Annotated in this window: 11 protein-coding genes; 4 read left to right on the forward strand and 7 right to left on the reverse strand. The window is 73.4% G+C overall.

What is annotated here, in order from left to right; all coding sequences use genetic code 11:
• The first annotated feature begins 253 nt into the window (after positions 1 to 253).
• A complete protein-coding gene (locus tag BX285_RS27140; protein ID WP_121178512.1) occupies positions 254 to 1,459 on the forward strand; it encodes a transferase in 1,206 nt (401 codons plus the stop codon).
• 20 nt (positions 1,460 to 1,479) lie between these two features.
• Positions 1,480 to 2,253: a DUF4328 domain-containing protein gene (locus BX285_RS27145; RefSeq protein ID WP_121178513.1), complete on the forward strand. Its 774-nt coding sequence runs from the start codon at positions 1,480 to 1,482 to the stop codon at positions 2,251 to 2,253.
• 96 nt (positions 2,254 to 2,349) lie between these two features.
• Here BX285_RS27145 and BX285_RS27150 read toward each other — a convergent pair whose 3' ends face one another.
• The 6 genes from BX285_RS27150 to BX285_RS27175 form a co-directional block, all read right to left on the reverse strand.
• Entirely contained in the window at positions 2,350 to 3,483 is a 1,134-nt protein-coding gene (locus tag BX285_RS27150; RefSeq protein WP_121178514.1) for an FAD-dependent monooxygenase, read from the reverse strand.
• Between the two features lie 106 nt (positions 3,484 to 3,589).
• Positions 3,590 to 4,276, reverse strand: coding sequence for an ATP/GTP-binding protein (locus BX285_RS27155; RefSeq protein ID WP_097235489.1), 687 nt, complete (start codon positions 4,274 to 4,276; stop codon positions 3,590 to 3,592).
• 1 nt (position 4,277) lies between these two features.
• Positions 4,278 to 4,805, reverse strand: a complete 528-nt coding sequence (locus BX285_RS27160; RefSeq protein WP_398901249.1) for a DUF742 domain-containing protein — start codon at positions 4,803 to 4,805, stop codon at positions 4,278 to 4,280.
• A 5-nt stretch (positions 4,806 to 4,810) separates the two neighbouring features.
• Entirely contained in the window at positions 4,811 to 5,266 is a 456-nt protein-coding gene (locus BX285_RS27165; RefSeq protein ID WP_097239880.1) for a roadblock/LC7 domain-containing protein, read from the reverse strand.
• Entirely contained in the window at positions 5,266 to 8,322 is a 3,057-nt protein-coding gene (locus BX285_RS27170; RefSeq protein ID WP_259470806.1) for a nitrate- and nitrite sensing domain-containing protein, read from the reverse strand. The genes BX285_RS27165 and BX285_RS27170 overlap by 1 nt, the downstream gene beginning before the upstream one ends.
• Positions 8,323 to 8,665: 343 nt before the next feature.
• The gene (locus BX285_RS27175; RefSeq protein ID WP_121178515.1) at positions 8,666 to 9,349 is read right to left on the reverse strand and encodes a FadR/GntR family transcriptional regulator; all 684 of its coding nucleotides are present in this window, start codon (positions 9,347 to 9,349) and stop codon (positions 8,666 to 8,668) included.
• Between the two features lie 180 nt (positions 9,350 to 9,529).
• Between BX285_RS27175 and BX285_RS27180 the strand changes: the two genes are divergently transcribed.
• Both BX285_RS27180 and BX285_RS27185 read left to right on the forward strand, forming a co-directional pair.
• The gene (locus tag BX285_RS27180; RefSeq protein ID WP_121178516.1) at positions 9,530 to 11,323 is read left to right on the forward strand and encodes a 2-isopropylmalate synthase; all 1,794 of its coding nucleotides are present in this window, start codon (positions 9,530 to 9,532) and stop codon (positions 11,321 to 11,323) included.
• Complete coding sequence (locus BX285_RS27185; RefSeq protein WP_121178517.1) at positions 11,307 to 11,816, forward strand: YbaK/EbsC family protein; 510 nt, start codon at positions 11,307 to 11,309, stop codon at positions 11,814 to 11,816. The genes BX285_RS27180 and BX285_RS27185 overlap by 17 nt, the downstream gene beginning before the upstream one ends.
• Positions 11,817 to 11,872: 56 nt before the next feature.
• Here BX285_RS27185 and BX285_RS27190 read toward each other — a convergent pair whose 3' ends face one another.
• Positions 11,873 to 12,676 carry a nucleotidyltransferase domain-containing protein gene (locus BX285_RS27190; RefSeq protein ID WP_121178518.1) on the reverse strand — a complete coding sequence of 268 codons (804 nt, stop codon included), beginning with the start codon at positions 12,674 to 12,676 and terminating at the stop codon, positions 11,873 to 11,875.
• Positions 12,677 to 12,862 lie beyond the last annotated feature (186 nt).

Genomic DNA, 12,862 nt, shown 5'->3' on the forward strand with positions numbered 1-12,862 from the left:
CGTCGTCGGAGACGAAAGCCGCCCGCCCGGGTGCTGCCGTTTGCGTTCCACGGACTCGTGCAGGTCGAGCATGCGGAACAGGGAGGACGCCGTACCTCCAGGGCGTCGGGCGGTCGGGACGGCCGCCGGCCTGCCCCGCGGTCGCATCCGGACACAAGGCCGGTCTCCGTGTGCATGACGATCAGTCAGAAGTGGTATGGGTGTGGAGCGTTCCGCTCATGCTGTCGGGGGAGAATCATGGGGATGGGCTGAAGTGTCGTCGCGCCTGCGGAGGTTCGCCAGACTGGTCACGGGGCTCGCCGTCCTGTCGGCGTACGTCGCGTTGCACCTGCTGATCAGCGTGGGTCTGGGCGAGGGAGCCGGCCCTAGCGCCGTCGCGGCGCTGTGGTTCGGCGTGGCCGCCCTGGTGCTGCTCGGCCCGGCCCTGTGGCTGCGCCGGCGCCGGCTGTCCGGGGTCGCGGAGTTGGTGCGGATCGTCAGTGGGTACGCGCCGCCGCGGAAGCCGTGGCAGCGGGCGCTCCTGTTGGCCAACAGCCTCGGCCTGGTGCTGTTCGGGGGCGGGACCTTCGCCGTCGACGGCTCGGAGAGGCAGGGGCACAAGATGCCCATGGAGGCGCAGTCCCTGCTGCTCTTCGGCGGCCTGGCCGCCATGGCGGCCGGCCTGCTCATCCTGCGCCGCACCCGTCCGTACGCGGCCCGCCCGGCGGCCCGCGCCCTGCGGCTGGACGGCCGGAAACCCGTGCTCTACCTGCGCAGTTTCGGCGACGACGAGACCGCCGCCGAGGTCGACGACGCAGCGGAGATCAATCTGCACACGCGGGAGGAACAACTCGCCGCCGGGCTGGGCGTCGTCGGCCCCGTGATCGCGGTGGGACGGCCGGGGGAGTTCCTTCCGCACCTGGGAGCGTCCCGCTTCTACCTGCCGCCGGACGACTGGAAGCCCACCGTCCTGCGGCTGATGGAGCTGTCCCAGCTGATCGTCCTGCGCCTGGGGCAGGGCGACGGGTTGTGGTGGGAGGTCGAGCAGGTGCGCACCACCCAACCGGCCGCGAAGCTGGTGCTGTTGGCCCCGGGCGGCCCCTCCGACCTGGTGGCCAGGCTGAACGATCACCTGCCCAGCCCGGTGCCGCCGGACGAGCTGGGCACGAGCGAGCACTGGATCTCCGCCGTCATCGTCTTCGACGACCTCTGGACTCCCCGGGTGTTTCCGGTGGGCCGCAGGCGCAGGGGGCTGTGGAGCCGGCTGCGGCGAGCCCTGACGATGGAGAATTCCACGGCCGACGTGGCGCTGGCCATGAAGACCGCGCTCGCCTCCGTGGGTCGCCGCCGACGGGGGATGATCTGGCGGTCCCGGGGAGCGACGTACCTGGCCGTGTACGCGGGTGCCGGGCTTGCGTCGGCGGTGGCCCTGGCGGGCTGGCTCGGTTACCGGGCAGTGCAGTTGACCGGACTCTGGTGAACACGAACCCTGGGGGAGACATGGACGATCCGCACGGAGGCAGCACGTCCGAGGGCGGCAAGTTCGACGGCAGCAGGTTCCGGGACAGCAGGTTCGAGGGCAGCAGGTTCGAGGGCAGCAGGTTCGAGGGCACGCGTACGGCCGGGACCGGAGCGCGGCAGCACAGGGCCCTCTCAGGGCTGGGGGTGGCCGCGTCGATCCTGATCGTGCTGGTGCTGGTGTACGACGTCCTGCACGCGGTGTCCGACTGGCAGGTCTACAACGCGGTCGAGGACGTACTCGCGGGAACGGCGACGGACTCGCAGATCCAGGCGGCCGACGACTTCGGGCGCTACTTCGACGGGCTGCAGGAACTGCTGTTCCTCATACCGGCCGGCGTGGTGTTCCTGGTCTGGCTGTGGCGGGCGAGGGCCAACGCGGAGTCGCTGGGCGGTCCGGGCAGCCAGCGCCGGGCACGGGGCTGGGCGGTCTTCTCCTGGATCACCCCGGTGGCGAACCTGTGGATCCCCTACCAGGTCGTGACGGACATCTGGAAGGCCGGCAGGCCCCGGCGGCCCGTGCCCGGTCCGCTGCTCGCCGTCTGGTGGGGGGCGTGGGTGATCGGGGGCTATGTCGGCCGGGCCTACACCTACGAGGTCACGCGGGACACGTTCTCGGAGGACGACCTGCGTCGCGCCGTGTACCTGGGCACCGTCTTCGTCGTGCTCAACGTGCTGGCCGGTGTGCTCATCGTCTACGCCATCCGTCAGATCAGCGTCTGGCAGACCCAGCGGAGCGCCGAAGCGCTCCGCTGAGCCCGCCGACCGCCGAGGCCGTCGGGCCGGCTGCCGTGATGGTCGGTCCGATCGCGGTGACGGTCGGACCGGCCGCCGTGACGGCTGGTCCGGCGATCAGTACGGCTGGACGAGGACGTGCGCCGCGCCCGGGATGCCGACCTTGAGGAGTTCGTCCTCCTCCGGGGTGGTCGGGGTGCCGGTCTCCTGCTTGAGGACCGCGCGGGACAGGGCCTGGACCCACAGGGCGCGCGGGCGGCGCCTGGCCTCCCAGGCGGCCAGTGCGGCGGGGACGGTGTCGGCGGCGTCCAGGCTCTGCGCGAGGACGAGCGCGTCCTCGACGGCCATCGCGGCGCCCTGGGCCAGGTGCGGGGTGGAGGCGTGCGCGGCGTCGCCTGCCAGCACGATCCGGCCGACGTGCCAGGGCCCCTCGACGGTCACCTGGGAGATCCGGGTGTGGACCACGGCCGCCGGGTCGGTGACCTGGGCGAGCGCTGCGGCGATCGGGCCGCCGAAGCCGGCCAGGCGCTCACGGAGCTGCTCGTGGGCGCGCTCGGGGTCCGGGTGGAAGCCCTCGGGCTCGGCGAACACCGTGCCCAGGTACATCAGGTCCGCGCTGATCGGGGTCAGCAGCGCCTTCGCCTTCAGGTTGCCGGCGGACATCACCACGCCCCGTACCTCGGGCGAACGCGGCAGCGTCACGCGCCAGTTGGCGAAGCCGGTGTACTCGGGCGCGTACGTCCCGCCGTACAGGTGCTTGCGCAGCGGCGAGCCGATGCCGTCGAAGCCGACGACCAGGTCGTAGCGGGCGGCGTGGCCGTCGCTGAGCGTGACGTCGACGCCCGCGCCGTCGTCCGTCACCGACGCGATGGTGGTGCCGAAGCGGACCGTGGCGCCCGCCTTGACGGCCGCGTCGGCGAGGACGCGGGCCAGGGCGGGGCGCGGGATCCCGTTGGCGGAGGGGGCGTCGCTCATCCGGGGCTGCGGGATCTCGGCGAGCGTGGCGCCGGCCGGGTCGCAGATGGTCAGCACGTCCCACTCGAAGCCGACGGCCAGGCAGTCCTCCAGGACGCCGATCTCGCGCATCACGTGCAGGGCGTTGGACGGCTGGACGATGCCGACGCCGAGCGCCTCCAGCTGCTCGCGCAGCTCGGCGACGTCGACGTGGTGGCCGCGCCGGGCGAGGGCGGTGGCGAGGGTGAGGCCGCCTACGCCGCCGCCGTGGACGAGGACGCGCAGGGGTGTGGTCATGGTGGTGCTCCCAGGGAAGTGCGGTTCAGCCGGGGACGGGTGAGGCTGGGAAGGTGGGCGCAAGCCGGGCGCAAGCCGGGATGGCAAGGGCCGGCCGGAGTCGGGGTCAACCGACGGGGGCGGTGGCGGCGAGGTCCATCAGGTGGTCGACCAGGGCGAGCAGCAGGTCCCGGCCGAAGGCGCGTTCGCGCACGTCGCCGAGGAGCATCGGGACCTGCGGGTCGAGGTCGAGCGCGGCCCGGATCTCGTCGGGGGTGCGGGTGTTGGTGTTGTGGAAGCAGTTGATCGCCACCACGAAGGGGATGCCCCGGCTCTCGAAGAAGTCGATCGAGGCGAAGCTGGTGTCCAGTCGGCGGGTGTCGGCGATGACGATGCCGCCGAGGGCGCCGTTGACCAGGTCGTTCCACATGAACCAGAAACGTTCCTGCCCGGGCGTGCCGAACAGGTAGACGACCAGCTCCGGGTTGACGGTGATCCGGCCGAAGTCGAGGGCGACGGTGGTGGTGTCCTTCTGGTCGACGCCGGACAGGTCGTCGACGCCGATGCTGGCCCGGGTCAGGTACTCCTCGGTGCGCAGCGGGGTGACCTCGCTGACCGAGCCGACCAGGGTGGTCTTGCCGACGCCGAAGCCGCCCGCGATGAGGATCTTGACGGCGGCCGGGGCGGCCGGGGCTGCCGCGGTGGTCCCGGCAGCTCGGCCGGCCGGGCCGGTCAGGCCGGTCGGGTGGGCGGCGGCGGTGGTGGAGGGGTGGGTGGCGGTGGGGTCGCCGATGGCGGAGTGGGGTGTTGCCATGTCAGAGTCTCCGGAGTCCTTCGCGTACGGCCGTGAGCAGGCCGAGGTCCACGCCCCCGGCGGCCCGGGCCACCGAGAGCGGGGCCCGGGCGCGCAGCAGGCCCTGGGCGACCAGGTCGCCCAGCAGGATCTTGGTGACCGAGACCGGGAGGTCCAGGCCGGCCGACACCTCGGCGACGGCCGCCGGGCGGCGGCAGCGTTCGAGGATCAGGCGGTGCTCGGGCTGCAGGCCGCGGGCACCGGCGCGGCTGCCCCGCGCCAGGGCCGCCTCGGCCTCCGCCTCGACCGTGGTGAGCACGGTGATGAGGGTGAGGTCGTCCCGCTCGGGTGCCGTCCGGCCACGGGTGATGGTGTACGGGCGGACCATGACGCCCGTCTCGTCCTCCGCCTCTGCGTCCTCGATCTCGCTCCAGTGCGGCGCCAGGCCGGGCCGGCGGTCGTCGGGGAGGCCGTCTGAGAGGCCGTCCGAGCCGCCGGTGCCGGGACCCGGGCCGGGGCCCCAGGAGGCGTCGTTCCCGTACGGGCCCACCCGGGTCAGCCCCGGTTCCGGGCGGCGAAGACGTCGAAGGAGGCGGGGGCGTTCGGCGTGTCCTCGCCGCGGGCCGGGGTGGTGAGCTTCTGGCCGACCTGCTGCACCAGGGTGTGCATCGCGACGGACATCACCTCGGCGTCCACCTCCTGGGAGGCGACCACGGCCAGGTGGGTGCCCTGGGCGGCGGCGATGACGAACAGCCAGCACTCGGCCAGCTCGACGATCACCTGGTGCACCGGCCCGCCGTCGAAGAGCTGCCCGACCCCGCGGGCCAGGCTCTGCTGGCCGGTGGCCACGGCGGCCAGGCGCTCGGCGTCGGCCCGCTCGATGGTGCGGGAGTGGCTGACCACGAGACCGTCGTCGGAGAGCAGGACGGCGTTCCTGGTCCCGGTCACCGAGTCGACGAGTCCGTCCAGCAGCCAGTCCAGGTCCTGGTGGGTGGCGATCGTGCGGTTGATCACTGGTCATCCGTTCGTGTGGTTCGGGGGTCCGCGGCGGGCAGGGCCCAGGGGGAAGGGCCGGGCGCCGGAGTCGGGGGACCGGCGGGCGTGGGGGGAGCCGGTCGGGTCAGGGCCTGGGGCAGCCGGTGTTCACCGCTGTCCTGGGACCGGGCGGCCCGGGACTGACGCTGGAAGGCGCCGATCGCCGCGCCGGAACGCCGCACCGGGTGCTCGGGGCGCTGGAACGGGCCCGCGGGCGGCGCGGCCTCGGCCGTCTCGGCCGGACGCTCCACCCACCGCGGGGCGGCCGGAGGCACCCGCAGCTCGGCGGCCAGGCTGGCCTGCCGCACGCGCTGCGGAAGCGGCGGCTGCCCGCCCTCGGCCGGGCTGTACGGGACCGAGGTCGGGTAGTCGCGCCTGCCGCGCCGCTCGGCCAGCCGGTAGTGGTCGGCCGGGCGGTACTGCTCGTCGGCGTACGGGGCCTCGGCCTCGGTGACCCGGGCGTAGGCGATGTCCGGGTAGGCCGGGGTGTCGTGCGCGGTCGCCGGGTCGGCGGGGGAGCTGTGCTCGATCGGCTGCTCGGACCGGAGGGGCTGCTCCGGCTGGAACGGCTGGAACGGCTGGAACGGCTGGAGCGGCTGGTCGGGCTGGAGCGGGTGATCGGGGTGGAGCGGGTGATCGGGGTGATCTGAGCGCTCGGGCTGCTCGGGCTGGTACGGCGCCGGAGCCGAGGCCTCCGCCGGCGTCGGCAGGGACACCGGGGCCGCGGGCGTAGGCGACGGCGCGGGCAGCGGCACCGGTGCCGCCTGCGGCACGAAGTCGCCCCGTCCGAAGGACTCCACCGGCGCGACCGGCGGCCCGGCCACCACCGGGGCGGGCACCTCGTCGGAGGCCGAGCGCAGCGCCCGGCGCGAGCGGCGCACCAGCGGGATCGGCTCGGCGGCCGCGGCGGGGGCCCCGTCCGGCAGCCCGGTGTCGCCCTCGATGACCAGCTCGTCCGGGACGAGCACGACCACCCGGGTGCCGCCGAAGGCGGACGGGCGGAACTCGATCTTCAGTCCGTGCAGCGAGGCCAGGCGCGAGACCACGTGGAAGCCCAGCCGGATGTCGTCGGCCCGGGCCAGCACGTCGGTGCGCGGCGGGCGGCTCATCAACTCGTTGGCCGCGTCGTACTGTTCCGGGTCCATGCCCAGGCCGCGGTCCTCGATCTCGATCGCGAGCCCGCGGCCGACCATGGCGGCCCGCACCTCGACCGGCGTGGGCGGCTTGGAGAAGGTGGTGGCGTTCTCCATCAGTTCGGCGATCACGTGGGCGACCGGGCCGACGGCCCGCTCGGACAGCCACGGGTGGCCCTCGACGTCGATCACGATCCGTCGGTAGTCCTGCACCTCGCCCTGCGCGGAGCGCAGCACGTCCAGCAGTGGGACGGGCTTGCGCCAGCGCCGCTGCGGCTGGCCGCCGGCCATGATGACCAGGTTCTCCTCGTAGCGGCGCAGTCGGGCGGTGAGGTGGTCGAGGTCGAACAGGCCCTCCAGGACCTCCGGGTCCTCGTGCCTGCGCTCCAGCTCGTCCAGCTTGCGCAGCTGGCGGCCGATCAGCAGCTGGGTGCGGCGGGCGATGCGCTGCAGCAGGCGCTCGAAGCCGCGGTGCTGCTCGGCCTGGCGGACGGCGGCCTGCAGGGCGGAGGCGCGGGCCAGGTTGAGCGCCTGACCGAGGCGGGCCAGCTCGTCGGTGCTGCCGCTGCCGGTGACGGTGCCGGCGCCGGTGTTGTTGCCGTCGCCGGTGCTGCTTTCGGTGTCGGTGTCGGTGCCGGTGCCGGTGTCGTTCGGGCCGGCGGTGATGGTGCGGGTCTCGGCCTCGACGTCCACCTGTTCGCCGCGCCCGAGGCGCTCGACCACCTCGGGCAGGGTGCGCTGCATCTCCTCGGCCTGGGTGTGCAGTTCCCCGATACGGCGGCGCAGTGAGCGACTGAGCCGCCAGGAGGCGACGACCACCGCGACGACCGTGATCAGGCCGATGACGGTGGTCAGCACCACCCTGGTCAGCAGGTTCAGGATGGTGCCCTTGCCGACCTCGACGATGCCGCTGGTGCGGGTCTCGATCGCCTTGACCAGCTGAGGGTTGAGCTGGTCGAGGGCCTGGCGCCACTGGTCCTGGGCGGCCGGGAGCCGGACGGTGCCGTTGGCCTCGGCGGCGGTGGGCTTGGTCAGCTGCTGCTCGACGGCGGCCTTGGCCTGCCAGGCCGGGCTGTTCATCAGGTCGTGCCAGGCGGCGGCCTCGCCGTCCGGGACGTACGGGACGACCTGGACGGTGAGCAGGTGGTCCTGGGCGCCGATGGTCTGCTGGACGGCCTGGTAGTCGGCGGTGCTCAGCCGGCCGGAGGGCCAGCCTCGGGCCAGCAGGGCGTCCTCGCGGGCCAGCATCTCCTTCGCCCAGAAGGCGTTCACCAGGGTCTTGGAGATCCAGGTGACCTCGCCGGTGTCCACGTGGCTGAGTGCGGTGAACAGCCGTAGGTCGACCGCGATCAGGTCGGTGTAGTACGTGAAGACGGTCTGCTGGTCGACCGATCCGCGGTCCACGGCGGCGCGCTGCTCGGCGAGTCTGCCCATGGCCTGGCGGGCCTCGGTGACCGCTGTGCGCACCTCCTCGGGCGCGCTGTCGGCCGTCTCGCCGGACAGCGTCTGGAACTGGCGCACCGCGTCGTCGGTCGCCTGGCGTTGGCGGCGCAGCTGGTCGGTGTTGGCGCCGGGACGGGCGAGGGCTTCGGCGCTGAGCCGGCGCTCCTCCTGGAGGTTGTAGTAGACGATGTTGGACGGCTGGCCGGCCTTCTGGGCCAGCAGGCCCTGGGCCGCCTGCCGTTGGAAGTCGAAGACCGTCTCGCCGCTGGTGACCGCCCAGAGGAGGACGAGGGCGATGCTGGGGACGACGGCCAGGACGAGCAGTGCCGTCCGCAGGGACAGGCGTGACCGCCTGCGGGGGCCCTTCGGCGTCGGGGGCCGCCGATTTGCACGCGCGCGCAGAGCAGTCTCCTTGGGGCTGGCGGCCGGCCGGTGAGGGGCGGGCCGTCCGGGCACGGGCTTTTGACGAAGCGATACTAGTCATACCGTGTGATTGGAGTGAAAGCCCGTTCGCTGCCTGGGCGGTGCTTGTGCACACCTTGGACACAACGTCATGCAGTCGTTGACCGTCCGTATGCGGAGCAGACTGTTCCGGGCTCGCCCGACACAGTGTCAACGTGTCGCGCGGCCGCCGGATGGCCACCGTGTGAAAACTGTGTGACGCCGTATCGGGGGGTCGACCGGTCGGTCGATCCATCGGACTCAACGGGCCGGACGTGGCTCCGCGTTCAGGTGCCGGCCCCGAGTGCCGGTCGGTTCATTGCCGGTCTGGTCCACTGTCGGTCCGGTCCGTTGCCGGTCAGTCCGCCAGGAGGCGGGAGCGGGTGGCCTCCAGCTCCGCGGCCAGGATCCGGCCGGCCGCCTCCGGGTCGCCGTCGTGCACGGCGCGCACGAGGTCGGCGTGCGAGGCGTAGCCCTGGTGCGGGTCCTCGGATCGGATGCCGAACAGGCCGACCAGCAGCACCAGTTGTTCCCGCAGCACCGGGGCGAACTGGGCGAACAGGTCGTCCAGGACGGGGTTGTGGGCGGCGGCCACCAGGGCGGTGTGCAGGGCGATGTCGGCGTCGACGAAGGCGGTGTCGTCGGCCCCGCCCGCCGCGCGGCGGGCCGCGAGGGCGGCGTCCAGGGCGGTCAGGTCCGCCGCCGTGCGGCGGGTGGCGGCGAGCCGGGCGGCCTGCACCTCGACCATCGTCCGCACCTCGTAGACGTGCGCCAGCTCGGCGCGGCGCAGCCGGGCGGGCCAGTCCTCGGCGGGACGGTCGGCGGTGACGAACACCCCGGAGCCCTGGCGGCTGCGCACCATCCCGGCTGCGGCGAGCGTGCGCAGCGCCTCCCGGACGGTCGAGCGGCCGACGCCCAGCTCCTTTGCCAGCGCCACCTCGCCGGGCAGCTTCCCGCCGACCGGCCACTGGCCGGCCCGGATCCGCTCCTCGATCCGCGCGGCGGCCTGTTCGGCGAGGGGGGAGGGGCGGAGCGGGGTCATCGAGTTCACCTGTCAGGTTGTCTGAGGACTTCGGTCATGGTTACTCTACCCGGCATGCAGCCGTGGATCCTCCCCGTGGGGGGCCTTCTTCTTGGTGGCCGCAGCGGGGCGTGACCGGACCGGCACCCCGCTGCGGGGCGCCGTCCTGCCGGTCACCGGTACAGCCGATGAGGAAGTCTCATGCGATCCCCCGTACCCTCCCCCGACCTGCACGCCTCTGCTCCGCACGCTCCGGGTCCGTACGCCCCGGCTCTCCGACCCGCACTGCGTGCCCCGGCCGGGCCGGTTCCGGCCGGTGCGCCCGGCTGGAACCCGCAGCGCGGCGGCGCGATGCCCTCCCACCGCTACCGCCCCGCCCACGAGCGGGTCCACGTCCCCGCCCTGATGCGGCGCTGGCCCGGCCGGCGGATCGAGCAGGCGCCGCTGTGGGTGCCCGTCGACCTGCGCGACGGCAACCAGGCACTCGCCGAACCGATGGACCCGGCACGCAAGCAGCGGATGTTCGACCTCTTCCTCGCCATGGGGTTCAAGGAGATCGAGGTCGGCTACCCCTCCGCCAGCCGGACGGACTTCGACTTCGTCCGCCAACTGGCCACCACCCCCGGCGCGGTGCCCGAGGACGTCACCGTCGTCGTCTTCACGGCCGCCCGGGCCGACCTCATCGAGCGCACCTTCGAAGCTGTCGCCGGCCTGCCCCGGGTGGTCGTCCACCTCTACACCGCGACCGCACCGCTGTGGCGGGAGGTCGTCCTGGGCAAGGAACGGGCGGAGCTGCGCACGCTGATCACCGGGGCCGCGACGCTCATGGCCCGGCTCGGGGACGGACGGGACGGGCTGCGGTTCCAGTTCTCGCCCGAGGTGTTCAACCTGACCGAGCCCGACTACGTGCTGGAGGTCTGCAACGGGCTGACCCGGCTGTGGGACGCCTGCCCGGACCGCCCGGTGATCCACAACCTGCCGGCGACCGTCGAGATCGCCACGCCGAACGTCTACGCCGACCAGATCGAGTACACCGACCGCCACCTGGAGCGGCGGGACTCGGTGATCCTCTCCGTCCACCCGCACAACGACCGGGGCACCGGCGTCGCCTGCGCCGAACTGGCCGTCCTGGCCGGCGCGCAGCGGGTCGAGGGCTGCCTGTTCGGCAACGGCGAACGCACCGGGAACGTCGACCTGGTGACCCTCGCCCTCAACCTGCACACCCAGGGCGTCGACCCGATGCTCGACCTGTCCGACATCGACGGGATCCGGCGCACCGTCGAGCACTGCAACCGGCTGCCGGTCCACGCCCGGCACCCGTACGCCGGGGACCTGGTGCACACCGCCTTCTCGGGCACCCACCAGGACGCCATCCGCAAGGGGTTCGCCCGGCACGCCGAGACCGCGGCCGCGCTGGGCCTCCCCGAGCGGGACGCACCCTGGTCGGTGCCGTACCTGCCGGTCGACCCGGCCGACCTCGGGCGGGACTACGAGGCGGTGATCCGGGTCAACAGCCAGTCCGGCAAGGGCGGGATCGCCTACCTGCTGCAGACCGAGGAAGGACTGGAACTGCCCCGGCGGCTGCAGATCGACTTCGCGCGGGTCGTGCAGGCGGCGGCGGACGACAGCGGCAAGGAGGTGACGGGTGAGGAACTGTACGGGCTCTTCCGGGCGGAGTACCTCGATGAGACTTCCTCATGGGCCTGGCGGGTGGGTGACGACTGGGCCGAGGTCGACGGACGGCGCGGCACCGGCGCCGGGCCGCTGGACGCGGTGGCCGACGCCGTCGGGGTGGAGATCCTCGGCTTCAGCGAGCACGCGGTGGGCTCCGGACCGGACGCGGTCGCGTACGTGGAGGCGAGGGTCGGAGGCGAGGTCGTCTGGGGCGTCGGGCGGGACGCCTCCGTCCTGACGGCGGGCGTACGGGCGGTGCTCAGCGCCGCCGGCCGGGCGCGCGCGGGCGGCATGAGCGGCGCTCATGGGCGGAAGGCATGATGGGCCGGTGACCTCCTCTTCTCTCCCCGCCCGAAGCGTGGCGGTCGCCGAGGCGCTGACGGCGGCCGGCATCCCCGGTGAGATCGTCGTCCTGCCCGACTCCGCCCGTACGGCGGCCGAGGCCGCAGCCGCCCTCGGCTGCGCGGTCGGCGCGATCGCCAACAGCCTGGTGTTCCGGTGCGATGGCGAGCCGCTGCTGGTGATGACCGGCGGTGCCCACCGGGTCGACACCGACTACCTGGCCCGGCAGTTGGGAACGGGCGCGATCACCCGGGCGAGCGCCGACCAGGTCCGCGAAGCCACCGGTCAGGCCATCGGCGGCGTCGCGCCCACCGGCCACCCGGCGCCCCTGCGCACGGTGGTCGACACCGCGCTGCAGCAGTACGAGGTGCTGTGGGCCGCCGCCGGACACCCGCACACCGTCGTCCCGATGTCCTACGAGGAACTGCTGCGGGTCACCGCGGGCACCCCGTCCGCCGTGACGGCGGACTGAACCGGATCCCCGCTCGGGGGCCGGCTCGGTCCGGTCGCCGACGGTGACCGCGCGGCTCAGTGCCCGAGCGCGGTGACGGTCTCCCGGGTGAGTTCCCGTGCCCGGGTGATCGTTGCCGTCAGCGCCTCCTCCGTGCCGCCCGGGGCGGCCAGCAGGCTGCGCACGCGCGGGCCGAAGTCGGCGGGTGCGTGCGGGAGTTGTTCGGCGACGGCGAGTGCGCCCTTCTCGTTGAGGCACCAGCGGCGGTCGTGGGCGTACAGCGCCTGCACCAGGACGCCGACGGCGCGGGACAGACAGAGCGAGACGTGGAGGGTGTCCGCCCGGGCGGCGCTCTTCGTGGCGATGTCCAGGAGGAAGCCCGCCTCCCAGGCGGCCGCCGTCAGTGCCTCGCGGAGCGGTTCGGGGTACCGGATGGTCTGCCGCTTCAGCTGCGTCAACTCCCCGGCGGGGTCGGCCAGTACCTGCCCGAGGGCGATCTCGCCCGGGTAGCAGGGCGACCAGAAGCCGAGCGGATGACCCGGCTGAATCCCCACCTCGTACCGGCCCGCGCGGCAGTCCGCCCAGACCCGTTCGACCCGGTCAAGGTCCCGCAGGATCCAGTCCACCGCGACGCCGTCGACCTGCAGCCAGGCGCCGCCGTTCACCCACGGTCCCCAGTCGCCCGGCCCGGCCACCTCGACCCCCGGGCCGGCCAACTCCCGCAGTGCGTCGAGGTCGAGGGTGCCCCGGTAGTAGACGCCGAGGTCCCAGTCCGAGCCGGGCCGGTGCTCGCCGCGCGCCCGGCTGCCCCCGAGCATCACGCCCACCACGCCCGGCACCCTTGCCAGTTGCCCGGCCATGTCCTCGATGATCGCTCGCATGCCGCGAGTCTGGCAGAGCGGAGGAGGACGGAAGCGAAAGAAAGGCCGGGAGGGGACGAGCGGGCCGAGGAGGCGTCCTCACTCCTCTCCACTCTCAACTTATAGCGCACGGGGGGCCTTGCGGCAAGGCCCCGGCCATGCCGCAGAATCACCAACTCAAGGACGGGACCTGCAGGAACGGGAGAA

The organism is Streptomyces sp. 1114.5, from assembly GCF_003635085.1.
Classification (GTDB): domain Bacteria; phylum Actinomycetota; class Actinomycetes; order Streptomycetales; family Streptomycetaceae; genus Kitasatospora.

Excerpts from the sequence above, each read along its gene's own strand:
- BX285_RS27145 (WP_121178513.1), top strand. The coding sequence starts at position 1,480 with ATGGACGATCCGCACGGAGGCAGCACGTCCGAGGGCGGCAAGTTCGAC.
- BX285_RS27185 (WP_121178517.1), top strand. The coding sequence starts at position 11,307 with ATGGGCGGAAGGCATGATGGGCCGGTGACCTCCTCTTCTCTCCCCGCC.
- BX285_RS27155 (WP_097235489.1), bottom strand. The coding sequence starts at position 4,276 with ATGGCAACACCCCACTCCGCCATCGGCGACCCCACCGCCACCCACCCC.
- BX285_RS27175 (WP_121178515.1), bottom strand. The coding sequence starts at position 9,349 with ATGACCCCGCTCCGCCCCTCCCCCCTCGCCGAACAGGCCGCCGCGCGG.
- BX285_RS27190 (WP_121178518.1), bottom strand. The coding sequence starts at position 12,676 with ATGCGAGCGATCATCGAGGACATGGCCGGGCAACTGGCAAGGGTGCCG.
- BX285_RS27150 (WP_121178514.1), bottom strand. The coding sequence starts at position 3,483 with ATGACCACACCCCTGCGCGTCCTCGTCCACGGCGGCGGCGTAGGCGGC.
- BX285_RS27180 (WP_121178516.1), top strand. The coding sequence starts at position 9,530 with ATGCGATCCCCCGTACCCTCCCCCGACCTGCACGCCTCTGCTCCGCAC.